Source organism: Salibacterium halotolerans (assembly GCF_900115625.1).
Lineage (GTDB): Bacteria > Bacillota > Bacilli > Bacillales > Marinococcaceae > Salibacterium > Salibacterium halotolerans.
Genome location: NZ_FOXD01000019.1, coordinates 17,706 through 43,919 on the forward strand (window position 1 = coordinate 17,706; position 26,214 = coordinate 43,919).

Consider the following 26,214-nt stretch of genomic DNA (forward strand, 5'->3'; position numbering starts at 1 on the left):
ATAATAAAGATTGTATATATAATAGAAAAAGCTGCTCCCCCGAGGGGGGAAACAGCTTTATGTTATTCGTTAATTGCTTCTTTTAAGCCCTTTCCGGGTTTAAATGCAGGTACTTTGCTTGCCGGTATTTTCATCGTTTCGCCGGTCTGAGGGTTGCGTCCTTCGCGTTCCGCGCGTTCACGGATTTCAAAATTGCCGAATCCGATAAGCTGAACTTTATCTCCGGTCTTCAGTGAACTTTCAATCGTTTCCAGTGCAGCATTCACCGCCGCTTCACTGTCTTTCTTGCTCAATTCTGCTCTTTCTGCCACGTCATTAATAAGATCTGTTTTATTCATTGTAGTACCTCCTTGTTTTTCTGCTGCTACTATTCTTTCAAGACAAGAGGAAAATATACCTTCCGCTCGGCAGAATTTTTTTCATTATCTTTTATTCATTTCTCCCGGAACCGCTCCCTGACGGTCACCGCAGTCCAGTTGATCCATCTGTTCCATATCGCTTTGGCTTAATTCAAAGTCAAAGACGTGATAGTTTTCCTCGATCCGCGACGGGGTCACGGATTTTGGAATGACGATGGAATCATGCTGAAGATGCCAGCGGATGACGACCTGGGCCGGTGTTTTTCCATGCTTTTCTGCGAGTTCCAGAACCACATTGTCCGCAAGTACCGCCTTTCCGTGCATCAGCGGGCTCCATGCTTCCAGATAAATGTCACGGCCGCGGCAGAACCTCTTCATTTTTGTCTGGGCGAAATAAGGATGACACTCCACCTGGTTCACAGCCGGCTTGATGCCGCATTCATTCAGCAGGCGCTGCAGGTGCTCTTCTTCGAAATTACAGACACCGATGGCTTTCACACGCCCGTCATTATAAAGCTTCTCCATCGCTTTGAACGTATCAACATAATTATCATAAGCAGGCGTCGGCCAGTGGATCAAATACAAATCCAGATAATCAAGGCCCAGGTTATCGAGGCTTCTTTCAAACGCCTCAAGCGTCCTGTTATAACCCTGGTCCCCATTCCATACTTTCGTTGTGATAAACAGATCATCCCTTGGTATGCCACTTTCTTTCAAGCCCCGCCCAACACCTTGCTCATTATTATAAAAAGCTGCCGTATCAATGGAACGGTATCCGGTTTCGAGCGCTTTTTTGACAGCGGGTACGGCTTCGTCTTCCGGAACTTTCCACACACCAAAACCAAGCTGCGGCATCGTTACACCATTATTCAACGTTACTTCCTTCATTTCCTTTCCACCCTTCACGTAGTTATAGCATACCACTACCATATGGTCCCGGCCTGTTCATCATTCTTCCCACAATTAAGGTTCGGTCTCCCCTCCTCTTTCCATATGTTTTTCTTCCATGATCCGGGTGGTTCGTAACGTGCTCCACATGATAACATATGCTGGCACACTTCCGGCAAAAAAGAATAAAAGTCCTGGAAACCAGGCTGTAAGAAGCGCCGTGATGACACATGCAGCAGCCGAGAGGATGACACCGAGCGGAGACCCGGCGCCAATAAAAAATGCCTGTTTGAAATATTCCAGGATGCGCATCCGGTAGTGCACCAGGGCCGGAAACAAAAACAGTACGGTTATGACGTACAGTAAAAACAGGCTCCCGGATATGGTTATCAATACAAAGGACAGAATCCCTTCGATGGAAGAAAAAAACTGAAAGTCGACATAAAATACATAGGCCGGTACGAGAGCGATGTAACCGATTGCATTTGATCGTAAAAATTCGCTTTTCACAGACTGCCAGAACGTCGGGAGGACGGCAATCTCCTCATCTTCGATCAGCCATTTCCGCACGACCGCAAACATCGCAGCTGTCGCTGGAAACAGTCCCGCCACAATGAGCCCTGCAAGACTGAACAGAACCCAGAGCACGTTGACATAGGCGAGTCTGGTAATCCAGTCCAGCGTCGAATGAAACACGGAACCTGCCTTTGTTCTATTCATCTTTCTCCTCCTTCCTGCTGCTCATTCATACATTGCTGTCAGTGAGATGAAAGGTGTTCACGCAGCCACGACACACAGCGGACTGCTCTGACCTCATGGGCACCATCAAACGGTTCCCACTCCAGTTCTCCGGCTGCCTGTTGATTCTGATAGATATCCCGGAGCATTTCCACAGCCTTTTCGGCCCCTTTAAGAGGGAAAATGGGATCTCTTTGTCCGGATTCAATAAATAACGGACGCGGCGCTGCTAAGCCGATATAGGCTGGGAGCTCTGCACCGCTTAACAGACCGGGAACATAGTTATCGAGACAATGTTCCATCGGCCATAGACTTTCCTTATATATATTGACAAATCCGGAAAGCACCGCCGCCTGAACCCGTTCATCCAGCGCAGCCGTATAGGCTGCAATCAGTCCGCCTCCCGAAAACCCCATGATGCCTGGGCCGCTTTCGTTCACGTCGGGAAAGGTGGCCATATCATCAAGAAGAAGTCTTGCTTCCTGCACGCGGAGACCAGCCAGTGTTTTTCCCACGGACAGCAGCTGCGCCGCCATTTTGTAACAGGATTTGGGGCGGTCGCGGCGCTTGTCTTCGTCGAGCCTGCGGTCCCCGAAGCCGATGATTTCCGGCGCAAATACTTTAAAGCCCCTGGAGGCAAGCAGCGCCGCAAATTGGCGGTGAATGCCGCTTCCTTCTTCATCCTCTTCCCCATTTTCTGTCAGACCGGCAATCTCGCGGCTTCCGTACCCGTGACCGTGGAGAGCCAGGACAGCCGGATGCCGCTCTTCCCCGTTTTTCGGGGTCAGAACATACACCGGCCCCGGCCGGTCATCTGTGTAGTGGAACACATACCGTTCCCGCCGGTACGCGGACAGCTCTTTTGTTTCCAACATCTCAGGCGGCCGGCCCGACTTCTTTTCCTGGAAATCACCAAGCATCGAGGCCAAAGCGGCTTTATTCACAGACTGCGTCTCCCGGCTTTCTTCCGCTTCCTGATACACGTTATGAAAGTATTCGTCTGTTTTATAATTCATCAGCATTCCTCTCCATGCTGTATTCTTTCGACGCCCTCCCCTTCTATTCCTTCTTTGTCCCTGACTTTCTCCTGTCCAAAAAAACCCCTTTTCAGCTGCAGACGCCAAAAAGGGGGTTCTATTATTCATTCTGCAATGCTTCCACACTCACTCCCGAATTCCACTGAAGATGGGAAAAGTCCTGAAACTGCTGCCAGTCGCCTCCCCACTCAAATCCGATACGCTTGGCAATATCTCCTGCTTCCTGCCAATCCGGTTCGCCGTTCTCATTCCCGTCATATTCTGTATTCCATGTCACGTCCCCGTTGTTCTTCCTCAAGGCGAAATCGACAGCCAATCCGTAATTGTGATAGGATTCACCGCCTTTTGCATAGGTGACGATACTGCCTTCGTCACTGCGTCCCTGGGCGTACAGGTCATTCTGCTGCTCTTTTGAACGGTACCCTTGCGTAATGACAACATCTATTCCCTGCTCTGCCGTCTGCTCCACAAATTCCTGCTTCATTTCTTCCACTTCAGGATGCAGGCTGGACCGGGCCGCCATCTCTTCTATCCGGTCTTGTCTATCCTGCTGCCAAGCTGCAAGTAGAATGATAGAAAGAACGCCGATTAATGTTAGATCCCAGCCGGAATATAGTGTCATAATCTATTCCTTTCTAAAGGTGTTTACAAGAGAAAATACGGCATAGGTCCAAATATGTCAAAAAAGAAATGCTGTGTTCAGAACGTCTCCGTAATACAGGATTGCGTGCCGGGTTCCATTGCCTGAAGCGTTACATGAATCACATAATTCATCGTTCGTTCTTCTGCTTCATCAGGTGTGACATGCCGGCGGTTGTTCAGCAGGGTCGTCATCATACCACGCCAGATCATCAGGGTAACATCTGAAATCATATCTACATTTTCAGACGAAAGAAGATGTTCCTCCACCGCGCCCTGCAGGTAAATACTGCTTCTTTTCTCCAGATTATGTTCTATGATAAACGGGGCAATCTCTTCAGGGATACCAATTAATTCACTGCTGAACTGACTATAGTATTCCTGAAGCATCTCACCCGGCACAGCGCCGAGATTGTCGATGAACACAGCTGCATAGGTGTGGGGGTTGCGAAACGAATGCTTTGCAAAGCAGCGCCACGCATGAAGCCAGGTTTCCACCGTATTGTTTCCCTGCTGCATATAGGAGGGGAGTTCCTGAACGTATCCCTGCATAAACTTTATCGAAGCAAAAAATATCAAATGGGACAGTTCATCAAAATAGTTATAGGCTGTAGCACTTGTGAAGCCTGCCCGTTCCGCCACTTTTCTAATAGTGACCTGCTCCATCCCTTCTTCTTCGATAAGGGCTGCTGTTGCATCAATAAAATAGTGCCACATCCGTCTGCGCTGTATTTCTTTTCTTTTTGTGCTCCCGTTCATCTTTTTCCCTCTTTCTGACTTCCTGTTCCCTCTATTATATCGAAAACATCTATTCTTTCACAGGTTGTTCCCTTTCTTTCAGCCATTTAACCAGCGATGCGGCCAGCAGAACATACATGATCAATACAGGCACCGAAACGAGGACCGAAGAGGTCTGCACAACATTAAGTCCCCCTACAATAGTAAGAGAAATCGCGAGAGCGGAAAGAATAATACCCCACAGCAGGCGCTGCCACCGTGCCGGTTCTTCCCCCTCCTGTAAATCGGTGGTCGCAACACCCGAAATCACATAGGTCGCTGAATCCAGTGATGTTGCCAAAAAGATAAACCCGAGAATGGTAAAAAAGATCATAACAAAGGTGGAGAACGGGAGTGATTTCAACACTTCAACAATGACCTGGGGTTCACTTTCTGCCAGGACAGAAGTTAGTGCTCCGGCATTTCCCAGTTCAAGATCGATCGCATAGCCGCCAAAAACGGCAAAATATAAAAAGCTTCCAAACGATCCCCAAAGCAGAATATTAGTGATCATCTCCCGAATGGTACGACCTTTGGAGATTCGTGCTACGAACAATCCGATAAACGGAGCCGTCGCCGCAAACCACGCCCAGTAGAAAACGGTCCATGCCTGCGGAAAGCCGCCCTGGTTAATAGGATCGGTATATAAACTCATCCGCATGAAATTGTTCAGCATTAATCCAAGACTATCCGTGAAGTAAGTCAGTATAAATAACGTCGGACCTGTAATCAGAACAAAAACCGCCAGGGCAATTGCAATATAAATGTTCCAGTCACTAAGCTTTCGGATGCCTTTGTAAAGGCCTAAATAGGAACTGGCGGTGAAAATAATGGTCCAAACGACAATAATAGCAATACTCAGCGGCAGAGAAGGTTCGATTCCGAGCAGTTCCGCACTGACATGAGAAACCATCGGAACGCCTAAGCCCAGTGATGTCGAAAGTCCGCCGATCATACTCCAGATCACCAGAATATCAATGACTTTTCCAAGCCATCCGTCCGCGTGTTTTCCAAGAATTCCGCGGCAGGCTGAACTGATTTTTAACGAAGGATCTTTTCTCACAAAAAAGGAGTAGGCTATTACTACAGCCGGCAGCGCGTACAATGCCCATGCGGATATCCCCCAGTGGAACAAGCCGTAGGCCACCGCCCACTCTGCAGCCTTCGTGCTTTTTCCTTCTATACCAAATGGCGGGCCGGTGTAATAATAAAGGGGTTCAACAATGGACCAGAACATGATGCTTGTTCCCATGCTTGCACAAAACAACATGCCTCCCCAGCTGAACCTTGAAAACTCGGGGCGGTCATCCGGGTCCCCCATTTTCACTTTGCCGAACCTTCCGAAAACAAGCCAAAGCAGCAGGATAAACAGTCCTACCGTCAGAAATTCAAACGCCCAATCCAGGCGGTATGTTAAATCGTTTAATATATTGGTCAATACCGGTCCTGCACTCTCCTGAAACATAACCAGGGTTAACGTGAGGAGCACGGTGATGATAACAGAAGGCCAGAAGATGGAATGATCTATTTTGCTGTATTTCATAATACCTCCTTATTATTCTATCAGCATTTCTTCATAAGAACGGGGATAGTGGGTGATGCTGCGGGAACCATCTGCTGTGACAATGACGGTGTCTGAATGACGGAATCCACCGACTCCCGGCACATAAATTCCTGGTTCAATTGTGTATACCATTCCTTCTTTGAGAATCCGCTCATTATCAAACCGCAGATAAGGTTCTTCGTGTTCCGATAAACCAAGACCGTGCCCGATACGGTGGTCAATATAGTCCTCAAAACCCGCTTCCTTAATTACCTCATAGGCAGCCAGATCCACATCGCACGCGCGGACACCGGGCTTAACGGCCTGCATACCTGCCTGCTGCGCGTCCACTGCCAGTTTTAATAATTTTTTTTGTTCTTCTGTAGCTTGATCTTTAAATAAAAACGTTCGTTCATTTTCAGCACGGTATCCATTAATCCATACCTGCCTGCTGTGCACGACCGGATCTCCGCTTTCAAATGTCCGGGTACTGGAATGAAGATGCGGCATCGCGCTTCGTCTTATCCCGGAGCACGTCCAATTTTCATACCCCACTACCACTTCGGGATATTTCTCTGACGCAGCCTGAAGAAAAGCCTGATCTCCGTACGAATCAAATTCCAGTTCACTCATGCCGGTCTTGAGATGGCGGAATGAGGCATCCAGCGCTACATCCGATAACCTTCCCGCCTCGTCCAGCCATTTTATTTCTTCCTCGTCTTTGACGCTCCGAAGGTCAATAATATCTTCGCCGATATCCACCACATCATGGCCGTGATCAAGAACAGCTTGATAAACGTAAGCGGGCATGACTTCATATTCAACGCCTATTCTGGTATCAGATGGAAGGTTCTGAAGAAGTCGTATGAATGGATCCAGAAACGATGTGTCATTGCTGCCTTTGTTATATCGTTCATGGTACACATGAAAAGAATCGGTATAGGCGTTCTCTTCGGCGTGCAGATCTTCCAGTTCCGGAATGATATAAGCTGTTTGCTGCTCATAAATCCAGTAGACAATGGGACGGGAATACGATATGGCCTTAAATCCGCTAAAATAATATTGATTGTCCGGATCCCATAATATAACTGTTTGAATGTGCTTTTTTTCCATCCGGGAGCGCAAAGCGTGCAGCCGTTCCCGTACTTTCTCCGCTGGAATACTCATAATTTACCTCCAAGTACTAAATAATTTATATGAACATGTTCATATAAAAAACATGATAACAATAAGGGTATACAGCTTCAACTACTTTTTTGAAAATTTCGCGTATTTCAACGATATAATGAAATATACTTTGTTATTTCTTTCTCTTCTTTTCACATCGAATGAAAAAAAGCATGAGATTGTTATATACAACCTCATACGTCCGCACCTTCTTTATTCTTCCGTATGATTGATAGATTTTATTCCTGAAACTGGAAGGAGAAAGTAAAACAGACTGCCCTCTCCCTTTCTGCTCTCCACTCCCACTTCTCCTCCGTGGGACCGAACAATTTCAGCAGAGATGGCAAGACCAAGGCCCACCCCTTCTTCTGTTTTCACGACATTGGCCCCGCCTCTGAAAAAACGCTTGAATACATTAGGCAGCTCTTCTTCTTCGATTCCAGGACCATCATCTCTGACAGCGATGATAATCGAATCCCGGCTTTCATTTTCCTGCACGACGAGAGTGACCGTGCCGCCGGCAGGTGTGAACTTTCTTGCGTTCAGCAGCAGATTGGAAAGTACCTGCTCCATACGGATCGGATCGATGGATACGACGCCGTTCCGTTCGGGCGGGAGATGATCTTCCCATGTAAACGATATACCTTTCCGCTCTATTTCTTCTTTATAAATGAAATATATCGTTTCCACATAGTCCCTCATATTTCGTTCTTCAAACGTATACGTGATGCCGCCGGACTCGAGTTTGGCAAGTTCCCGCAGGTCATCCGTTATCTTCTGAAGAAGGAGCGTCTTGTTGTAGACAAGCTTAAGATACGTCGGATCTCCGCGGTCAACCACTCCGTCGAGCATCCCTTTGATATAACCTTGAATGGACGTCATCGGCGTGCCCAGCTCGTGGGAAATATTGGACATCAACTCCTGTCTGGCACGGTACATGCGTTCCAGCCTGTGATTGGCATCTTCAAGCTCCTGATTCGTCTCCGATAGTTTGCGTGTCCGCCGCTCCACCTTGTCCTCCAGGGTCTGATTGGCTTTTTCCAGCCGGTCGGACAGCTGACGGGACTGGGTCAACGCACTCGTGAAACGGCTTGCCAGAATAAAAGATTGGGCAAACAGATAAACAAACACACCGATGGAAACCGTCTCTCCTGTATTAATGACGTGGTTGTAATGCAGCGTGTCATTCACAACGAAAACAAGCAGAATAAACGTCGCGGCAGTATGAGCAAGCGCTCCTTTTCTCCTGCGGACGAGCGCAGTCCATAACACAATATTAATGTAAACCAGCCCAAGAACCGCCGCACTCTGAAGATAAAGCATACCTTCTGTGAAAATGAGGGCCGGCGTCACGAGAATACCTAATGCCATTAATGAAAAAATTGTCAAAAATGAATTCCGTATCAATATGTTCATATCGTTCTTATACTGTGTATAGATGAACAACATGGCACACACGATGCCAAGACACGAACTCCAGTATTCAAATTTCAGCATCCATTCCCACGGCACACCTGCGAAAAAGCGGAGAAAAAGAACTTCCCCAAGCAGCAGGGTCCGCACCGCCACAGCCAGGCAGAGCCCGCCGAAGAAAAGGGGGGCGCGGTCACTCGGCCGCAGTACAAAAATACCAAAATGATAAAGTCCCATCACAAGCAGACTGACAACGAGAAACACTTCCCGGGATATATTGTAGTCCCTCATGCTTTGAATGTCCTCTGCCGATCCGATATAAAAGGAATCCCACCACCCGGATTTACGCTGGTAATACTCCGATACTTGCAGCACAAGGTCGATCGCATCCGATTCCGGTTTAAAATACGCCGTCTGCGGATGATGCTCGGGCTCCATGCTGCTGCGGTTCACACCAGGTTTTCCATTTTCAGCTAAAACCTTTTGATCCACCCACAACGTATAAGCCGTCGCGATTTCAGGTATGTATATACCGGCTGTATCGTCCGCCAGGTTTTCCGGAAGTTCCATTTCAAGATGATAGGTTCCATATCCCTTATCAGGGAGCGTACCGCCTTTTGTTTGGATATCAGACCAGGCGGAAGGAGTCTGAACATGCAGGGCATCCGTTCCGCTTCCGAATACCTCGGAAGGAGACACAAAGCGCTGCCAGTAAAACTCCCATTCACCATCCAGTGTGTATACCTCTTCCCCCTGTCCGTCTTCCGGAAGAGTCATCACCCCGTTTGAAGCGGCTGAATCATTACTCACAGCCGGACTTCCACATCCGGCGATCCCCGATGCCAGTATAAGAAAAAGCGTGTAGATTATCGTTTTCATTTTGCACCGCCCCATGTACGGAGTTTTTCCGTTTTACTTCTATTAAAGTTTATCATACAAACGACCTATCCATACTCATCAATATACAACGATAACACCTATTATTCTTCTCTATCTCCACTCATTTACAACTTTAGACACACGCCCTTGTTTTTCCTTTTACAGATTGTTGATTTTCGAAAGGTATTTAACATTTACGATATTATTTTTCTCAGCCATCTATTGTACGATAAAGTTACGTTCATTTTGTAAGCGCTTACTACAAAGGAAGGGACAGGATTATTATGAAAAAGTTTCCCGTTATGTTAACCGCTGCTTTAATTTGTGCATGGACGGTACCACATGCACCGACTGCTGCTTCAAATGCTGCAGCCGCGGAACAGGCACCGGTACAATTGGAAAATCTCGATCGTGGACTGAAAGCCGTAAATGTCGCTGATGGTGTCTTTTTGGGTTGGCGTCTTCTTGCAGGAGAAGTCACCGGACACTCGGACACCGGGCTGACCGGTGCCAATTTTCATGTTTACCGAAATGGAGAAAAAATCGCTGAAGTAGAGAACAGCACCAACTATTTAGATGAAGACGGAGAAGTTGATGACGAATACGTTGTTAAAGCCGTGACAGATGGTTCCGTGGAATCCACAAGTAAAACAGTAACACCCTGGGCGGAAAACTATTATGAACTGCCGCTCCAAAAACCGGATGATGGAGTAACACCGGCCGGCGAAACGTACACCTATCATGCCAATGATATGAGTGTCGGAGATGTTACCGGCGACGGACGATATGAATACGTCGTGAAATGGGACCCGGATAACTCCAAGGATGTCTCCCAGAACGGGTACACCGGCAATACGTACATTGATACGTATACCTATGACGGAGAACTGCTTTACCGGATTGACCTAGGCAGAAATATCCGGTCAGGTGCCCATTACACCCAGTTTCTTGTCAGTGATTTTGACAATAGCGGCAAAGCGGAACTGATGTTCAAGACCGCTCCCGGAACGAAAGTGATACATTATGATGAAAACGGGGATGTGGAGTCAGAGGAATACATCACGATGCCTAAAGAGGATAAAGAAGCGGGCTACAGCCATTCTGACGATTACCGGATGAGCAGCGAAGATTACTACAATCATATCGTTGAGATGTTTATGGGGTGGCATGAGCACGAAGAAGTCGTAAACGGCAGCTGGCCGGAGACGTTGGAAGAAAGCTTCGGCATTGAACCGCGGTATGAATATCCATTATCCAGAGAAGACGCAGAAAGTCTTGCGGATTACTTTATGGACGAATATGCACCATCACGCAGTGACCGCAACAATTTGAGAGAACTTGAAGGATTTATCCTGGAAGGGCCGGAATATCTCACCGTATTCAATGGAGAAACCGGTGAAGAAATGGACACGGTGGATTATAAGCCCGCTCGTCATGATGACGGATTGATGTGGGGGGACTATGCTATGAGCCGTATCGAGCCCGGAAACCGGGTAGATCGATTACTGGCAGGTACCGCCTATCTCGATGGTAAAAAGCCGTATGCCGTATTTGCCCGGGGCTATTACACGAGAACTTCTCTCGTTTCCTACAGCTGGAACGGGGAGGAATTACGGGAGCATTGGTACGTGGACAGCGGCTGGACTCCGATGGACAATCCATTTAACGACAGTCCACATGGCACACCGGGAACGAATGAAGAGTTCAGCTCTATCACCTCACAGGGCAATCATTCCTTCAGCACGGCCGACGTAGATGAAGATGGAAAACACGAAATCATTTACGGATCCGCGACCATTGACCACGACGGCTCCCTGCTTTACAGTTCTTTTGATACACTGCCCGAAGAAAGCGCGGACCCGGGAGCAAATGTCCGTTTCGGTCACGGAGATGCGATGCATGTTGCTGACATCGACCCGGACCGGGAAGGTCTTGAGATTTTCACGGTTCATGAACCCGGCGCCTACGCTCCGTATGGATATGTGCTGCGGGATGCAGAGAACGGAGAGGTTATCTACGGGGAATATACCGGAGAGGACACCGGACGCGGCATGATTGGAGATGTCAATCCTGAATACGAAGGATTGGAAACATGGGCGGAAGGATTATGGACCGCAGATGGAAGACGTATCAGCGAAGACATGCCCGGAACAAACATGAACATCAAATGGTCCGCCGATATGACGACTCAAATCATAGACGGTGCCATTGAGGAAACACCGGTTATTAACGACTGGCAGGAAGGTACGGTCCTTACCGCCGAGGGAACAAGAACGAATAATTATACGAAGGGAAATCCAAGTCTGGTGGCTGACGTATTCGGAGATTGGCGTGAAGAAATGCTTGTCCGCACCACAGACAGTTCCGCCATCCGAATGTATATGAACACGGAAGTGACAGACCACAAACTTTATACGCTGATGCACGATCCACAGTACCGAACCGGGATATCCTGGCAGAATTCAGGATATAACCAGCCGGCTTATCCAAGTTTCTATTTCGGTTCGGATATGAACTGGGCCGACGTTCCGGTCCCTGACGTCCAGCCGGACAATCCACTCGAACAGCTCGAGGACACGTTCAGGACCTACATTCAAGAAGGAAAAATCAACAAACCTATGCAGCAGAAGTTGGGGAACCAACTGCGCCAGGCAAAACATCATGCTGAAAAAGAAAATATCAAACAGGCGCGTCATTTCATGTATAAATTCACCTCCCAGTTGATGGCGCCGAACAACGAAAACCATATCAGCGAAGAAGCCGCAGATGAATTGAGACAACAAGCCATGTCGGTTATCCGCTCGTGGGAAGATCAACTCTAGGTGGACACTACATGTTCAAAAACAGCCTCTAGTATCCGTTAAGCCTGTTCTATGAGACACTATCCATCTACCGCAGACCATTAGCGGCTCCCGGACGCCACTTGCAGCCACTATTGTCTGCCGCGGGCATTGTAGTGTCCCATAGATTGTATCTTTCGGACACTACTCTACCATTTATTTTTGCTGAGGGACGAGGCTGCATAGAAAACCTAAATGTTTTCAAAAAATAATAGGCTCCCGCTTATCACAAAAGATAATCGGGAGCCTTTTTCTCATCCAGACCGAAGCAGCCGGGTTCAGATTTTTATTTCATCCCCATCCCTCAGCTGGAAGCTGCTTGATGCTGTTCCTGATCGTAGTTGGCAGCCTTTTCGTCTTTTCTCGAACGGAGCCAGAAAGACAGCACGAGGGCAACGAAAGCCAGAATTGTACTTCCCATAAAGGCCCACTGATAACCGTTCAGCTGTGCCATTCTCATCATCTGGGAACCTGCTTCCGCTCCTGCTCCAGAGCCGCTTCCGTACCGTGCGGTGCCGACTCCCATCATCGTAACAAGCATAGCCGTTCCGAGCGATGCGGAAATCTGCTGCATCGTGTTCATCATGGCTGAGCCGTGTGAATACCATTTTTGCGGCAGTTGGTTCAATGCGGAAGTGACAACCGGCATCATCGCAAAGGACAGGCCAAACATGCGGATGGCATAGATGGTTGCAAGATACGCAAACGATGTATCCAGCGTAATATTGGTAAACAGAAATGTTGTGATCGTAACTATGGTCAAACCGGTGATGGCAAGCCACTTCGCTCCGAATTTGTCAAAGAGATGCCCGGTGATCGGCGACATGATACCTATGACAACCGCTCCCGGCAGAAGCATAAGTCCGGACTCAAATGGCGTGAAGTTGAGTACGTTCTGCATGTAAAGCGGAAGCAGGGTCTCCGCGCCAATCATGGAAATCAGAGCTGCCATGGTAATCACAACAGATATTGAAAAGATCGGAAACTGAAACAGCCGGAACTCCAGCATCGGAACGTTCATACGAAGCTGACGGCGGATAAAGAAGAACAGAATAACCAGGCCGGCCAAAATACTCAGCACAACGGTCGTTCCACCTGATCCACCTTCCGCGATTTTACTGAAACCGTATAGAATCCCTCCGAAACCAAACGAAGACAGGATAATGGACGGGACATCAATTTTCGGCTTCGTCAGCTCTGTCACATTCTGAACACAGAGATAGGCCAGCGTAATCGTTACAACCACAATCGGCAGCACGGTATAGAACAATGCTCTCCATTCAAAGTGTTCAAGCAGCCAGCCTGACAGCGTCGGACCGATAGCCGGGGCAAATGAAATGACAATACCGGCAAGCCCCATCGCAAGGCCGCGCCGTTCCAGCGGTACAACCGCGAGCAGCACAGTCATCAAAAGCGGCAGCATAATACCGGAACCTGCGGCCTGCACGACACGTGCCAGCACAAGCACTGAGAAGGTCGGGGCGATGGCTGCGATCAATGTGCCCAGACCAAATAAACCAATGGCCGTTAAAAATAGACCTCTTGTGGTAAAGCGTTCAATCAAAAACGCGGATATAGGAATCATAATTCCGTTTGTCAGCAGAAAGACGGTTGTCAGCCACTGTACAGTGCTTTCTTCCAGGGAAAACACATCCATGATGGTCGGAAGCGCTGTGGCAAGAAGCGTTTCGTTGATAATACCCATAAACGCCCCGGCCATCAGGGACACAACCATCAGCCACTTTTTGAGCGGCGGTAAATTCCAGGAATCATTCATTAGTGAAGTCATGATTCAATACATCTCCTTTCCATTCTTTCCAGATATGAATAATATCCTCTATTCTTCCTGATACGTAGGATCGCTGCTGCAGAGCTTCCAGCAGTGCATCAATTAAAAACACACGCGGGTGGTCATGTTCCAGTTCTTCAAGCACCAGCTCCATCGTCTGCTTATCCTGACGAATCTTCTCCTCGGCATAGCGGCTGCTCACTTCCGCCAGTAGAAGCTGCATCTGCCGTTTCATCCCATCTCTGCCCGAGAAAGCTTCCAGCGTATCTTCTATACCGGCTGGAAGGGCAGGTTCGAGATGTGGGAGCTGCCGTACTAAAGCATGCACGGTTTCAAAGATAAACGAAGCCACCTTCCATAACGGTACCGTCTGGGTGTACCACATTATCAGCATCACGTATTCTTTCAGCACACCTTCCATCACGGCCGTTACATCCTGAAGAAAAGGTGCGATATCGCTGCCGAACGCATCTTCCAAAGACTGCTGGTGCCAGCTGCGCAGTACGGTCTGGAACTCTTTAATTTTCTTGTTGACCTCACTGTTTTCTGTCGGCATGAACTCGGTGAAAAGAATCCGAAAAAAAGACCGGTATTCCACCGATTTTTCAAGCTCAAGACGAATTTTTGATATAAGTTGTTCGTGAGCGGGGAGATCCTTGCCGGAACTGTATAATTCCGCTTCGCGAAGAAGGGTGTTCTGGTGGCTTTCGAGTAAGGCGAGCATCATGCCCTCTTTGGAAGCAAAGTGCCTGTAAAACGCACCTTTGGATATCCCGCAGGCTTCTGTGATCTCTTGAATCGAGGTGAAATAATATCCTTTTTCGGAAAACAACTCGATGGCCGTGTCCATGATTTCCTGCTTCTTATCACTCACCACTCTCCCTCCTTCTGACCAACCAGTCATAAAAAGTAATTATTGAGTCACAACGTACATCTTAGACCCTTTTTATCCTTTCGTCAACGGATGCGCATAAAGATCTTTTTATCAGGAACGAAGCCTGTACAGCCGACCTTTTGTCTTTCCTGAGAAACTGGATGCCGCGCTGCAGACCATGCGTTTCACCCTATCAGAAGAAGACAGATGAAGAAAGTTTCCTGCTTTTTTCAGCGGTTACCCTCCATTATTCAGCACTCCCCTTCTCTGCTCAAAAAAAAGCTGCCCGGATGGACAGCTTTTTCTACTATTTAACCCTGCTGGGACGTTGGACGTACGAGAATTTCGTTGATAGCTACTTCTTCCGGCTGCTCGATCGCATACCGGATGGTGCTTGCGATATCTTTCGACTGAATCGGTGTCATATTGCTGCTCTTTAACCCTTGCAGCACATCTTCATCGGTAATAGTTTCCTGCAGCTCGGTTGCTACAGCTCCCGGTGAAATGATGGTCGTACGGATATTGCTTTCTGCCAGTGCTTCTTCCTGACGGAGTCCTTCGGTAATCGTACGCACCGCATGCTTCGTTCCGCTGTAAACGGACATGCCGGGTCCTACGGTGTGTCCGGCAACGGAAGAAATGTTGATAATATGTCCTGCCTTTTGTTCGCGCATCGTCGGCAGTACAGCTGCGACGCCGTAGAGAACGCCTTTTATGTTGACGTCTACCATCTTGTCCCATTCATCAATTTTCAGCTTGTCCATAAAGGAAAGCGGCATCAACCCGGCATTATTGACGAGCACATCAATGCGGCCGTACTGATCCAGTGCTTTCTGCGCCAGTTCCTGCAGCTGTTCACGTGACGTAACATCCGTTACTTTGTAGACAGCGTCGCCGCCGTTTTGGTTGATTTCATCCGTCAACTCCTGAAGACGCTCTTCCCGGCGTGCGGCGAGGACCAGTTTCGCGCCATTGTCGGAGAGTTCTTTCGCCGTACCCTCTCCAATACCGCTCGAAGCCCCGGTCATAAGGACTACTTTATCTTTTAAGTTAGACAAAACATTTCCTCCTTTATTATGTGGTTCATTTTCATTATAGTAAAAAGCGTTCCTTATCCAAAAAGAAACGCTTTTGCCTTTATTTACTGTGCGGTATATCCGCCGTCCACCATCATACTCGATCCGATCATAAATGAGGCGTCATCACTGGCAAGGAATGTGACGGCTTTCGCTATCTCTTCCGGCTGAGCGAGACGTCCGATGGGATGAGCCTGAGCTAGTTGATTGATTGCCTCTTTATCCATACTTTCTCCAAGAAGCGGTGTTTCCACGTAACCCGGGCAAACAGCGTTAACACGGATTCCTTTTTGTGCGTATGTTACACCGAGAGTTCTTGTCATATTGACCACTGCGCCTTTGGCTGCAGAGTAAGACGTGATGGAATCCTGGCCGACATGACCGAGAATCGATGCGTTATTGATAATCGCACCCCCATTTTCCTGTTCAAGCATGTACTGAAGCGCATGTTTGTTACTTAAAAAGACTCCGTTCAGGTTTACGTCCATTAACTTGTTCCACTTATCTAATTCCAGCTCGTGTGCGGCGGTAGTATCACCGATGCCGGCATTGGCAAACAGGATGTCGACGGAGCCGTATGTGTCATCAGCCTTCTTTATAAGCGCTTCCACATCAGCTTCACTGCTGACATCAGCCTTCATAAATGTAACGGAGTATCCTTCTCCATTCAGCCGTTCCTCTGTTTGATATCCCTGCTCTTCGCTCACATCACCAATGACGACGCGGGCTCCTTCCAGGCAGAACTGTTCCACGGCAGCCAGCCCGATTCCTGCTACGCCTCCGGTGACAACAGCAGTTCTGTTACTTAATTTCATTTTTAACGCCTCCTCAGGTTATATGACCTGGAGTTATTATTATTGTTAAAAATGTCTTTTATCCATAAAGAAATGTTTTCATCCGTTTTTTCAGCTTTTATTGGACGAAGAATAATAGACTTCTTCATAAGGCTGAATCATGACGAAGCCTTCTCCTTTGAATTCCATCTGCACCGACTCCCCGCTGCCACGTCCGAAAAACGTTTTCACATTGATATCGGTCCTGAATTCCGGTTCCAGGTGGCCGGACCAGGCGACAGTCGCATTGGGGTCCGTGATAACAGGCTCTTCCGGCCGCACCATCAAAGTCAGCGGCTCATAGTGGGAAGTGACCGCTACACTGCCCGTTCCTTCAAGAGACACATTAAAAATACCGCCTGCCATCATACCGGCCACTTTTCTCATCATGTTGATATCCCAGTCCAGGTTTTTGTCAAAAGCCAGCAGGTCATTGCCGTTCACCGTCAGCGATTCGTTCTGCAGATTGATGATGGTCACCTTTTTGCCCTGCTCAGCCAGATACAGCCTCCCCGTCCCGCTCGCATTCATTAAGGAAGTGTCTTCGCCGGAGAAGGCCTGCTTAAAGAACTTGCCGAGCCCATGTTCCATGATGCCTTCCCGTTCGAATTTTATATCCCCGGTATAGGACACCATCGATCCTGTCTTTGCCCACACATCACCATTTAAATTGACTTCCAGAATTCTCGGCGTTTCCAGTTCGAAAAATTCCCTCTCCGCATCATCCTGTTTCGTCTGCTGAATTAACTCCTGGATAGAATATTTGCTCATGTTTCCAAACTCCTTTCAGATGATAGTATGCCTTGTCATACGTAAAATTCCGAAATTGCGTTTCACGCGGTTTTATTTCCCCTGGTGATGTTATAATAAACCTCACAGCCACCGAAAGGAGCGAAACCTATGGGGACATATGAGCATAAACAGGAAGCACCGGAACAGGTGAGATGCATGGTCATTACCGTCTCGGACACAAGAACCGCCGCGCAGGACAAAAGCGGGAAATTCATTCAGGAGCAGCTGGAAGGGGAAGGGCACCTCGTCATAGACTACCGGATTGTTAAAGATAACGATAACCGGATCCAGTTCCTGCTGCAGAAAGCAGGGGCCGATGCAGCCATTGATGCTGTGCTTCTCAATGGAGGGACGGGAATAGCAAAGAGGGACACTACATATGAAGCGGTTCACGGGCTGCTGGATAAAGAAATGCCGGGATTTGGGGAGATGTTCAGGTATTTAAGTTTTGTTGAAGATATCGGAACTGCCGCCATATTAAGCCGGGCGGTGGCCGGTGTGTACAAAGACACGGCTGTTTTCTCCATGCCCGGTTCTTCCGGTGCCGTCCGGCTGGCACTGAACCGGCTGATCCTCCCGGAGCTCGGCCACGTCATCCGTGAAATCCAGAAGGACCTCTAAGCAGAGCACACGGATACGGACGTGCGAAAAACCGGTACGTCCGTATCCTGGAGGTCACAGATCACCCGCGCTTTCATGCACTGGTGCTCACGCTTTCGGCCACGCCCGGCGTTCTGCGTATTCCATGCACATTCTGCACACTGGTACCTTTTTTCCACTGGAAGGAGTAATATAATAACGCGGCTTGTATCCGCGGATTTTCTTTTTACAGATGCCACAAGTCTTTCCAAACAACATCATACTGTCTCCTTTCCTTCTTCCTTTTCCCATCATAATATACATTCCTGGTGTTTTTAACTATTCCGCTTATCCCTCCCCATCCATCCCCAAATCTTACCTGAACAAACTTTCTTGTTCAGACGTCATAAAGTCCCACATTGCAAATTCCATTCATACAAACATTGAACATATAAACCCCTTACATTAGAGGTGAAAACGGTATATCATAATAATATATCCAGCATAAAGTATCACATTGCAAAATCAAATGCTGCAAAAAGGAGGGTTGGCCATGGTGCTCGATAAACGCAGAATATCGCTGCTTCATTATCTTTATCAACAAAACAGGAAAGTAGAAATGGAGCAGCTCAAGAAACAATTCGGGGTCTCCCAGCGGACTATTTATTATGACATCGATCAGATCAACGGATGGCTCCGGCAGGAACAGCTGGAACCTATTCAAAAACCGTACGGTCAGGGTTTTTTTCTGACAAAACAAACCGCTGAGGTACTGCCGGATAAACTGACACTGCAGGATGAATGGGATTACCGTTTTTCACCGGAAGAGCGCATCAGACTCACCACACTGACGTTATTGACGCAGCATAAGCCTGTCCCTGTGCAGGATCTGAAAAATAACGTGCAGGTGAGCCGGGGCACCATCTTCCGCGATCTGCAGAAAATCAGCAGGGATATGGATGCCAGAGGCCTGACCCTTGCCCATGAGAACACAGGTTATGTCGTACAGGGACAGGAAAAAGAGAAAAGACAAATGATGAGCGATACAATGACCACTCTGCTCACGGACAATAACAATGACCATATAAAACAGAAGCTGAATCATATACTCCACCCTTCCGATCCGGCAGAGGAAACGAACCTGTTTTCCATTATTCAGGACGAAATCGCGGCGCTGGAAGACGTGCTGGACGTTTCCTTCACCGAAGACATGTTCCAGCTTCTCATTCTGCAGATTATGATCGCTGTCCAGAGAAAATCCCATGATTTCTCTCTGGCCGTAGACGAAGAAGAAAAAAAGATTCTCGAGAGCACCCGTGCCTTTGAAGCAGCCCGGCAGTTAAATGACCGCCTCCGCGAAAAAGGGTTCCAACCGCTTCCCAAACAGGAGATTCACCTGTTAACGATTCAGATTCTTGGTTCCAGGGTTCATTATGACCCAAGAACGGGCTCCAATACAAAGGCGATGGAGCAGCTGCGGATGGTCATCAAGAAAATTGTGGATGATTTCCAGGTAACAGCCTGCATTATTTTCGAAGAAAGAAAACAGCTTGAGGACAATTTGTTTGTGCACCTAAAGCCGACGTACTTTCGTCTGAAATACGGACTTTCTTTAAACAATCATTACTACAGGGATATTCAGACTCATTACCCCGACATCTATGATTTAACAAAACGTTCCCTGTCCCACCTGGAATCATTCATCGGCAGCCCCATCCCGAAAGAGGAAACAGCCTATATTGCCATGCACTTCGGGGGCTGGCTCCGCAGGGAAAACCAGACAAGTGTAAAAAAATACCGCGGCGTGGTAGTCTGCGAAAACGGCATCGCCGCTTCCGGAATGGTAAGAGCGCAGGTGGAATCCCTGCTTCCCGAGATCATGATTACAGACACGCTCTCCATCAGAGAGTACAACAATCAGCCGGTTGAGACCGATATTGTTTTTTCGACATCGTTTATTAAACAGAAACAGACTCCTATCATTTATCTGCCGACCATTTTGAACGAAACGGACAGAGAATCCGTCGTTTACCGGGCACGCAAATGTCTAAAACCCGACGCCGCTGGATTTCACAATATAGAGGGTCTGATGAATATCATTGATCACCATACCGACATTCATGATAAAGAGGCGCTGCAGGAAAAACTGGAGAGCTTCTTATCAAGCCGCCATTCGGTTAAGAAGGAGACGTACAAACCTATGCTGGATGAATTACTAACCGAACAGACAATTCAGTTTGAACAGGAAGTGCAGGACTGGGAACATGCCGTCCGGCTTGCTTCGGATCCGCTTCTACGGCTGGAGCATATCCAGCAGGACTATGTGGAAGCCATGATTGGAAACATCCGGGAAAACGGCCCTTATGTTGTCATTGCGCCTCATATTGCACTTCCCCACGCCAGACCGGAAGAGGGGGTGGATAAGCTTGGCATGAGTCTGCTGCATTTAAAACATCCGGTGTTCTTTTCGGATCAGGAGAAGCACCAGGCCAGACTTGTGATTGTACTCGCCGCCGTTGATAACGAAACACACCTGCAGGCACTATCCCAACTGACGGAAATGCTTTCAGACGCCGGAAATACCGAACAGCTGCTGGAAGCTGAGAAAGCAGAAGATATCTTAAGTCTCGTGACTCACTATTCATTACAAGGAGGACAATAACATGAAAAAGATTGTCGTTGTATGCGGAAATGGACTGGGAAGTTCGATGATGGTGGAAATGAACGTAAACAGTATCCTCAAGGACATGAACACCGAAGCCGGCGTCTCCCACACAGATTTAACTACAGCCAAGACAGAGCAGGCGGACCTTTTCATCGGGTCGGAAGATATACTCCGCTCGTTGGATGACGGAAGCCGCAATATCGCCCTGCTGAACAATCTGCTGGATAAAGAAGAACTGCGCCGTGTGCTCGAAGAAAGATTATAAACAGCGTGTCATAAAGGAGAGAAGGGGGATTAGAAATGATTGATCTTTTAATGAATGATATCCTGGGTACGCCCGAGATATTAGTCGGTCTGTTCGCTTTCATTGGTCTTTTGGTACAACGGAAGATGTTTTCGGATGTCATTTCCGGAACATTAAAAACCGTTCTTGGTTTTGTCATTTTAGGGGCCGGCGCTTCAGTTATTCAAGGGTCGCTCGGCCAATTCAGCAGCATGTTCAATCACGCGTTTAACGTAGATGGCGTGATTCCAAATAATGAGGCGATTGTCGCGGTCGCCCAGGACTCTTTTGGTACAGAAACAGCGATGATTATGCTGTTCGGCATGATTACAAATATTATTCTGGCACGGGTGACGCCTTTTAAATTTATCTTTCTGACCGGGCATCATATTATGTTTATGGCCTGCCTGATCGCCGTTATTCTCACTACTTCAGGGATGTCGGGCTTCTCGATGATCGTTCTCGGAGCTGTTACTCTCGGTTCTCTTATGGTGTTGTTCCCGGCACTGCTGCAGCCCTACACGAGAGAAATCACACAATCAGACGATTTCGCCGTCGGACACTTCGGCTCCATGGGCTATTTTGTGGCCGGGTTCATCGGTAGAAGAATCGGGAACAAGTCCAAATCCACCGAAGAAATCAATGTTCCGAAATCCCTTGGTTTCCTGAGGGACACATCGGTGGCCGTTTCGCTGACGATGGTGATTCTGTTCCTCGTTGTCGGCGGATTCGCAGGCAGTTCCTTTATTGAAAGCGAATTGAGCGGCGGGCAGAACTTTCTCGTATTTTCCTTCATGCAGGGCCTCACATTTGCTGCCGGCGTTTACATCATTCTTGCCGGAGTCCGTATGATTCTTGGAGAAATCGTACCTGCCTTCAAAGGGATTGCGGATAAAATGGTGCCAAACGCCAAGCCGGCTCTGGATGCCCCGACTGTTTTCCCGTTTGCCAACAATGCCGTGATCCTCGGATTTATGATCAGTTTTGTGGCTGGATTAATCAGCATGTTTCTGCTGCCGGTTTTCGGCCTCGCAGTAATTGTGCCCGGCCTTGTGCCGCACTTCTTTACCGGAGCGGCTGCCGGTGTATTCGGGAATGCCACAGGCGGTCGTGCTGGAGCGATTGTCGGTTCCGCCGCCAATGGTATCATGATCAGCTTTCTTCCGGCTTTGCTGCTTCCCGTCCTTGGCACACTCGGATTTGAAAGTACGACATTCGGGGATGCCGATTTCGGCGTTGTTGGTCTGATTCTTGGAAATATAAGCAATATTGTGTCATCCAATATGCTGTTTGCCATTATTGTACTGCTGCTTCTCGCCATCTGCTTTGCTGCCGGCTGGAGATCCTACAAGAAACAGGAGAGCAGCACTTCGTAAGTAATGGTGGAAATGGTACAAAACGCTTCCGGTTATCGTGCAGAAGAGCCGGAAGCGTTTTTTGGTTTATTTTCAGAAAAAACAGAAAGTTGGCGTCCGGATCCGGAGAAAAGAACCCCCCCTCTTTTCTAATCGTTTGTCATTTCCGCTGCGCGCCGCGGCGAAGGTGTATAAATAATGACTGCCGTCCACCTCATCCGGTTTCACCGGAAAATCAAAAGACGCCGTCGTCGATCCAGTGGGAGGTGCTTTCGTCGTGTCCCAATTCGTATTCTTATATCCTGCTCTGCACAACCGAATGTTTCACATACAACCGTTTCAATGACTCCAAGGATACCCTGCCCGGATTCTTCAAAACTGAATGGGGTTTTCGACTGATTGTAATATCAAGTGCAACAGGGTTGGATTTTTTTCTTTGTGCAATACACTTTTATTTTGGTTCCTTTCTGTATCCCTTTACAGCAGGCTTTTTTCTGTTTTTTCACCTTATGAGACGTTTGTTCAGCCTCCCCCTTTGTTCCACCGTCTCATACGTTAGAATAGTTCACATTAAATTTTTTGAAAAAATCAACACCCCGTATTGGAATGCTGATTGGGACGGTTATTCTTTTTCCCTCAATGCTTCTCTTGGAAAATCGGGGACGAGTCCTGCGTCGGTGGCTCGTTCGAGAAAGACGCGGACGGCTGCACACCCGTCTTCTCCGAGATCCCTTGTGAATTCATTGACGTATAAATCGATGTGCTGCTGCGCGACCTCGGGCGCCATCTCCTGGGAATGTTCCATGACATAGTCGTTTGAATCTTCGGGACGCGACCAGGCGTGGTCGACTGATTCACGGATCCATTTTTCCACTTTTTCATAATCCACGGACCGCCGGGCGATGATGGCGCCGAGTGGAATCGGAAAGCCGGTGTCAGCCTCCCACCATTCCCCGAGATCCTGAAGCATGTGCAGGCCGTACGTGTGATACGTAAAACGGGCTTCGTGGATTACAAGACCGGCATCAACCTCGCCGCGTTGAACGGCCGGCATAATATCATCAAACGGCATAATCCGGATGTCACCAACCGCTTCATGCAGGTTCTGGGCCGTCCAAAGCCGGAACAACAGGTACGCAGTCGATCGGTCACTCGGAACCGCCACCGTGCGCCCTTCGAGAAACCGTGGATTCTGCCCGCCTTCTTTCGTCAAAACCAACGGACCGCATCCTCTTCCAAGAGCGCCTCCGCAGGAGAGAAGACGGTAATGATCGAGCACCCACGGCAGCGCGGCAAAAGATATTTTCATCACTTCCGGCCCTTCCTGATTCGCGGCCCAGTAGTTTGTCTGGTCTATGTCGGCATACGTCACTTCCACCGGAGGCGCATCCGGGACAAGGCCGTGGACAAGGGCGTGGAATGTAAACGTATCGTTTGGACATGAAGAAAAAGCAATATTCATTTTAAAAAACCTCCCGTAAAATCGGACTCATCTGTTCGAGTGCTGCAAGTGCTCCGGGGATATCCCAGTTATCGCGGTCGCGCGGGCCGACGGGATTGGATACGGCGCGGACTTCAAAGGCAGGAATGTTCTGCCTGCGCGCCGCGGCGGCCACGCCGAATCCTTCCATCGCTTCCGCGCGGGCACCGGAAAAACGATCGCGGAGCCTGTCGGCGGTGGCATAGGTCCCAGTGGCGGTCAAAGTCGTCAAAACCGGCCCGGTACACGCATGCATGCCGGCTTCCTCCGCCTTCTGCCGCATCTGTTCTACCATTGCCGGATCGCAGTGGTAACGGGACGCTCCTAGACCGAGGTGTTCCATCGAAAGAAAACCATCCGGTGCCTCCGCTCCCGCCTCCGCAGCAACCATTTCGTTTGCAATGACAATGGCCCCGATACCTTCCGATTCCTGAAAAGCTCCCGCAATCCCTGCGTTAATAACAGCTTTGTACTTTTCACGCTGCAGAGCGGACGCCGTACTGACGGCGGCTTCCGCCAGTCCGGCTCCCCCCGCTTCCACGACAAAACGCGGATCGTTCTCTAATCCTTTATGTAGCACTTCCGCTTCTTTTTCCACCGCTGTGACAATCAGAATCTTTCCTTCTTCCATGATGTGAACTCCTTTGCTGCTGATGGGCTGCTCTTTTATCCTATCACGGAATCCTTCTTTCTGTCCTGCCGGAGCAAAAAGCCGGTCATGGTTACGTTTGTCTTGTTTCATTTGGAACAAACGTAACCATGGCAGGTTCCTGGTGACGTTTGCGAGAAAACAACCTGCCCTAAACGTAACTGGGAACGATTCATAACGACGTTTGTCCGGCCCGTCAATGAAAAAAGTGCCTCATGACACGAGCTGCCCGGTTTGCTGCACACGTTCGAACGACCAAAAGCCGAAAAACACACGAAAACACCCGAACGATGGCAGAAAAGCCTGCAGTTCGGATGTTTCTATAACGTATATATTTCTTTCCATGTTCTTCCTACGAAAGGCTGTTTGCCGGGATGGAAATCGTGCGGCCCTGCTTCGTCCAAGTTTCCGTTCCTTTTTCACTTGGCAGCTGCCAGTCTTCGTAGCACTGCTTCAGCAGTTCATCCAGACCTTCCACGTAGTGCAGCCGCGTCTGCGGATCATACTTTGTTATTTCTTCCGGGAAACGTTCTGCTTCCGGCACTGATTCATGCAGGGCGTTGATGGCATGAAGGTGGCTGAGTGCTGCTTCCGGGCCGCATAGTGTTTCGGTCCGCTGCTCCTGCACCGCTTCCATACAGTGATACAGCTTGAAACTCCGTTCGTTTTCCGGATTGCCGTACGTCACCACCGTGCCATCGGTAAACTCCGCCTTAAGCTCCTGTTCATGATGAACGTACGTCAGCACGGCGTGTTCGAATTCATAGCAGATGATTGGACCAATCTCCTCTGTGACGGCGTGGGAGGCGAGAAAATAAACCGGGACGCCGCCCTCGGTTTCGCCTTTTAATGCACACGTATCAAACGTTTCAATATCGTTGGCACGGTACAGTTCCGCTGTGAGTTCCTTCAAAGGTGCGCTGCGTTCCGGCCGGGAGCCGAGAATGTAGAACATGTTGTGGAGAAAATGCGACGTCGCGTTGTTGACGACACTATCAAAAATTGGTGTCCGGTCAGCGGCGTATTTTTTCCCCGCCCAGGAAGCCCGTTCATAATATTCTTCCGTGCGCGGCCAGAGTGCGAGCGTCTTCATACGCCGGGCTTCACCGAACCTCCCAGCCGTAACGTCCTGTTTCACCTGTTGGATAACACGGCTGAAAGACCAGTCAAATCCAATCGCCACAAACGCATTTTTCTCCCGCTTCAACCGGATAATCGTTTCCGCGTCCTCCAGAGAAGGAGTCATCGGCTTCTCGCACAACACATGGCTTCCGTTCTCCAGTGCGCATATCGTCTGCGCGGTGTGAAAATGGATCGGTGTGGAGATAACGGCCAGATCCGCGTCATATTTCTCATAGAAGGATTCCATCGACGAAAATACCGGAATGTCCGCCTCTTTTAGCTGTTCATGATAGTCACTGTTCTCCGGGGCAATGTCCACAACCCCCTGAATCCGGTTAAACATAAACTCTTCCCACAATACTTTCAGGTAATTGTTGCCGTAGCCGCCGATGCCGACGAGTACGATCGAAACCGATTGTTCCATAAGCTCCTCCTCA

The 26,214-nt window shown here is 48.7% G+C and carries 22 protein-coding genes; 5 read left to right on the forward strand and 17 right to left on the reverse strand.

Annotated features, from left to right (window positions below; translation table 11 throughout):
* Positions 1–62: 62 nt before the first annotated feature.
* The 9 genes from BM124_RS14220 to BM124_RS14260 all read right to left on the reverse strand — a co-directional run bounded on the left by BM124_RS14220 (position 63) and on the right by BM124_RS14260 (position 9,440).
* A complete protein-coding gene (locus tag BM124_RS14220) occupies positions 63–371 on the reverse strand; it encodes an HU family DNA-binding protein (RefSeq protein ID WP_425288594.1) in 309 nt (102 codons plus the stop codon).
* A 51-nt stretch (positions 372–422) separates the two neighbouring features.
* Entirely contained in the window at positions 423–1,247 is an 825-nt protein-coding gene (locus BM124_RS14225) for an aldo/keto reductase (RefSeq protein ID WP_093338502.1), read from the reverse strand.
* A 75-nt stretch (positions 1,248–1,322) separates the two neighbouring features.
* The gene (locus tag BM124_RS14230; RefSeq protein ID WP_093338504.1) at positions 1,323–1,967 is read right to left on the reverse strand and encodes a YesL family protein; all 645 of its coding nucleotides are present in this window, start codon (positions 1,965–1,967) and stop codon (positions 1,323–1,325) included.
* 38 nt (positions 1,968–2,005) lie between these two features.
* A complete protein-coding gene (locus BM124_RS14235) occupies positions 2,006–3,001 on the reverse strand; it encodes a dienelactone hydrolase family protein (RefSeq protein WP_093338555.1) in 996 nt (331 codons plus the stop codon).
* Positions 3,002–3,122: 121 nt separating this feature from the next.
* Positions 3,123–3,644, reverse strand: coding sequence for a M15 family metallopeptidase (locus BM124_RS14240; RefSeq protein WP_093338505.1), 522 nt, complete (start codon positions 3,642–3,644; stop codon positions 3,123–3,125).
* A 77-nt stretch (positions 3,645–3,721) separates the two neighbouring features.
* A complete protein-coding gene (locus BM124_RS14245) occupies positions 3,722–4,420 on the reverse strand; it encodes a TetR/AcrR family transcriptional regulator (protein WP_093338507.1) in 699 nt (232 codons plus the stop codon).
* 49 nt (positions 4,421–4,469) lie between these two features.
* Positions 4,470–5,981 (reverse strand): BCCT family transporter, encoded by a 1,512-nt coding sequence (locus BM124_RS14250; RefSeq protein ID WP_093338509.1) that lies wholly within the window; start codon positions 5,979–5,981, stop codon positions 4,470–4,472.
* Positions 5,982–5,993: 12 nt separating this feature from the next.
* On the reverse strand, positions 5,994–7,148 hold the full coding sequence (locus tag BM124_RS14255) for a M24 family metallopeptidase (RefSeq protein ID WP_093338510.1): 1,155 nt from the start codon (positions 7,146–7,148) through the stop codon (positions 5,994–5,996).
* Positions 7,149–7,361: 213 nt separating this feature from the next.
* A complete protein-coding gene (locus tag BM124_RS14260) occupies positions 7,362–9,440 on the reverse strand; it encodes a sensor histidine kinase (RefSeq protein WP_170841159.1) in 2,079 nt (692 codons plus the stop codon).
* Between the two features lie 284 nt (positions 9,441–9,724).
* On the opposite strand from BM124_RS14260, the gene BM124_RS14265 reads away from it, so the two are divergent.
* Positions 9,725–12,262, forward strand: coding sequence for a rhamnogalacturonan lyase (locus BM124_RS14265; protein WP_170841160.1), 2,538 nt, complete (start codon positions 9,725–9,727; stop codon positions 12,260–12,262).
* A gap of 322 nt (positions 12,263–12,584) precedes the next feature.
* On the opposite strand, the gene BM124_RS14270 is transcribed toward BM124_RS14265, so the two are convergent.
* From BM124_RS14270 to BM124_RS14290, 5 genes are all read right to left on the reverse strand, one after another.
* Positions 12,585–14,069 carry an MDR family MFS transporter gene (locus tag BM124_RS14270; RefSeq protein WP_244504350.1) on the reverse strand — a complete coding sequence of 495 codons (1,485 nt, stop codon included), beginning with the start codon at positions 14,067–14,069 and terminating at the stop codon, positions 12,585–12,587.
* Positions 14,050–14,943, reverse strand: a complete 894-nt coding sequence (locus BM124_RS14275) for a TetR/AcrR family transcriptional regulator (RefSeq protein WP_170841161.1) — start codon at positions 14,941–14,943, stop codon at positions 14,050–14,052. The genes BM124_RS14270 and BM124_RS14275 overlap by 20 nt, the downstream gene beginning before the upstream one ends.
* A gap of 311 nt (positions 14,944–15,254) precedes the next feature.
* Positions 15,255–16,001 (reverse strand): SDR family oxidoreductase, encoded by a 747-nt coding sequence (locus BM124_RS14280; RefSeq protein WP_170841162.1) that lies wholly within the window; start codon positions 15,999–16,001, stop codon positions 15,255–15,257.
* Positions 16,002–16,084: 83 nt separating this feature from the next.
* A complete protein-coding gene (locus BM124_RS14285; protein WP_093338517.1) occupies positions 16,085–16,834 on the reverse strand; it encodes an SDR family NAD(P)-dependent oxidoreductase in 750 nt (249 codons plus the stop codon).
* Positions 16,835–16,924: 90 nt separating this feature from the next.
* Entirely contained in the window at positions 16,925–17,623 is a 699-nt protein-coding gene (locus BM124_RS14290) for an AIM24 family protein (protein ID WP_093338519.1), read from the reverse strand.
* A 129-nt stretch (positions 17,624–17,752) separates the two neighbouring features.
* Here BM124_RS14290 and BM124_RS14295 point away from each other — a divergent pair, with 129 nt between their 5' ends.
* The 4 genes from BM124_RS14295 (at position 17,753) to BM124_RS14315 (ending at position 22,547) form a co-directional block, all read left to right on the forward strand.
* The gene (locus BM124_RS14295) at positions 17,753–18,265 is read left to right on the forward strand and encodes a MogA/MoaB family molybdenum cofactor biosynthesis protein (RefSeq protein ID WP_093338520.1); all 513 of its coding nucleotides are present in this window, start codon (positions 17,753–17,755) and stop codon (positions 18,263–18,265) included.
* A gap of 511 nt (positions 18,266–18,776) precedes the next feature.
* Positions 18,777–20,885: a BglG family transcription antiterminator gene (locus BM124_RS14305; protein WP_170841163.1), complete on the forward strand. Its 2,109-nt coding sequence runs from the start codon at positions 18,777–18,779 to the stop codon at positions 20,883–20,885.
* A 1-nt stretch (position 20,886) separates the two neighbouring features.
* A complete protein-coding gene (locus BM124_RS14310) occupies positions 20,887–21,153 on the forward strand; it encodes a PTS sugar transporter subunit IIB (protein ID WP_093338525.1) in 267 nt (88 codons plus the stop codon).
* A gap of 35 nt (positions 21,154–21,188) precedes the next feature.
* A complete protein-coding gene (locus tag BM124_RS14315) occupies positions 21,189–22,547 on the forward strand; it encodes a PTS ascorbate transporter subunit IIC (RefSeq protein ID WP_093338527.1) in 1,359 nt (452 codons plus the stop codon).
* A gap of 601 nt (positions 22,548–23,148) precedes the next feature.
* Here the strand turns inward: BM124_RS14315 and BM124_RS14320 are convergent.
* From BM124_RS14320 to BM124_RS14330, 3 genes are all read right to left on the reverse strand, one after another.
* Positions 23,149–23,988, reverse strand: coding sequence for a 1,4-dihydroxy-6-naphtoate synthase (locus BM124_RS14320; RefSeq protein WP_093338529.1), 840 nt, complete (start codon positions 23,986–23,988; stop codon positions 23,149–23,151).
* Between the two features lies 1 nt (position 23,989).
* On the reverse strand, positions 23,990–24,748 hold the full coding sequence (locus tag BM124_RS14325; RefSeq protein WP_244504351.1) for a futalosine hydrolase: 759 nt from the start codon (positions 24,746–24,748) through the stop codon (positions 23,990–23,992).
* Between the two features lie 259 nt (positions 24,749–25,007).
* A complete protein-coding gene (locus tag BM124_RS14330; RefSeq protein WP_093338531.1) occupies positions 25,008–26,201 on the reverse strand; it encodes a Gfo/Idh/MocA family protein in 1,194 nt (397 codons plus the stop codon).
* Positions 26,202–26,214: the final 13 nt, after the last annotated feature.

What these genes read in the sequence shown, in the direction of transcription:
- BM124_RS14225 (WP_093338502.1), bottom strand. Translation starts at nt 1,247, where the DNA reads ATGAAGGAAGTAACGTTGAATAATGGTGTAACGATGCCGCAGCTTGGT.
- BM124_RS14230 (WP_093338504.1), bottom strand. Translation starts at nt 1,967, where the DNA reads ATGAATAGAACAAAGGCAGGTTCCGTGTTTCATTCGACGCTGGACTGG.
- BM124_RS14235 (WP_093338555.1), bottom strand. Translation starts at nt 3,001, where the DNA reads ATGAATTATAAAACAGACGAATACTTTCATAACGTGTATCAGGAAGCG.
- BM124_RS14240 (WP_093338505.1), bottom strand. Translation starts at nt 3,644, where the DNA reads ATGACACTATATTCCGGCTGGGATCTAACATTAATCGGCGTTCTTTCT.
- BM124_RS14245 (WP_093338507.1), bottom strand. Translation starts at nt 4,420, where the DNA reads ATGAACGGGAGCACAAAAAGAAAAGAAATACAGCGCAGACGGATGTGG.
- BM124_RS14250 (WP_093338509.1), bottom strand. Translation starts at nt 5,981, where the DNA reads ATGAAATACAGCAAAATAGATCATTCCATCTTCTGGCCTTCTGTTATC.
- BM124_RS14255 (WP_093338510.1), bottom strand. Translation starts at nt 7,148, where the DNA reads ATGAGTATTCCAGCGGAGAAAGTACGGGAACGGCTGCACGCTTTGCGC.
- BM124_RS14260 (WP_170841159.1), bottom strand. Translation starts at nt 9,440, where the DNA reads ATGAAAACGATAATCTACACGCTTTTTCTTATACTGGCATCGGGGATC.
- BM124_RS14265 (WP_170841160.1), top strand. Translation starts at nt 9,725, where the DNA reads ATGAAAAAGTTTCCCGTTATGTTAACCGCTGCTTTAATTTGTGCATGG.
- BM124_RS14270 (WP_244504350.1), bottom strand. Translation starts at nt 14,069, where the DNA reads ATGACTTCACTAATGAATGATTCCTGGAATTTACCGCCGCTCAAAAAG.
- BM124_RS14285 (WP_093338517.1), bottom strand. Translation starts at nt 16,834, where the DNA reads ATGAAATTAAGTAACAGAACTGCTGTTGTCACCGGAGGCGTAGCAGGA.
- BM124_RS14290 (WP_093338519.1), bottom strand. Translation starts at nt 17,623, where the DNA reads ATGAGCAAATATTCTATCCAGGAGTTAATTCAGCAGACGAAACAGGAT.
- BM124_RS14295 (WP_093338520.1), top strand. Translation starts at nt 17,753, where the DNA reads ATGGGGACATATGAGCATAAACAGGAAGCACCGGAACAGGTGAGATGC.
- BM124_RS14305 (WP_170841163.1), top strand. Translation starts at nt 18,777, where the DNA reads ATGGTGCTCGATAAACGCAGAATATCGCTGCTTCATTATCTTTATCAA.
- BM124_RS14310 (WP_093338525.1), top strand. Translation starts at nt 20,887, where the DNA reads ATGAAAAAGATTGTCGTTGTATGCGGAAATGGACTGGGAAGTTCGATG.
- BM124_RS14315 (WP_093338527.1), top strand. Translation starts at nt 21,189, where the DNA reads ATGATTGATCTTTTAATGAATGATATCCTGGGTACGCCCGAGATATTA.
- BM124_RS14320 (WP_093338529.1), bottom strand. Translation starts at nt 23,988, where the DNA reads ATGAATATTGCTTTTTCTTCATGTCCAAACGATACGTTTACATTCCAC.
- BM124_RS14325 (WP_244504351.1), bottom strand. Translation starts at nt 24,748, where the DNA reads ATGAAACAAGACAAACGTAACCATGACCGGCTTTTTGCTCCGGCAGGA.
- BM124_RS14330 (WP_093338531.1), bottom strand. Translation starts at nt 26,201, where the DNA reads ATGGAACAATCGGTTTCGATCGTACTCGTCGGCATCGGCGGCTACGGC.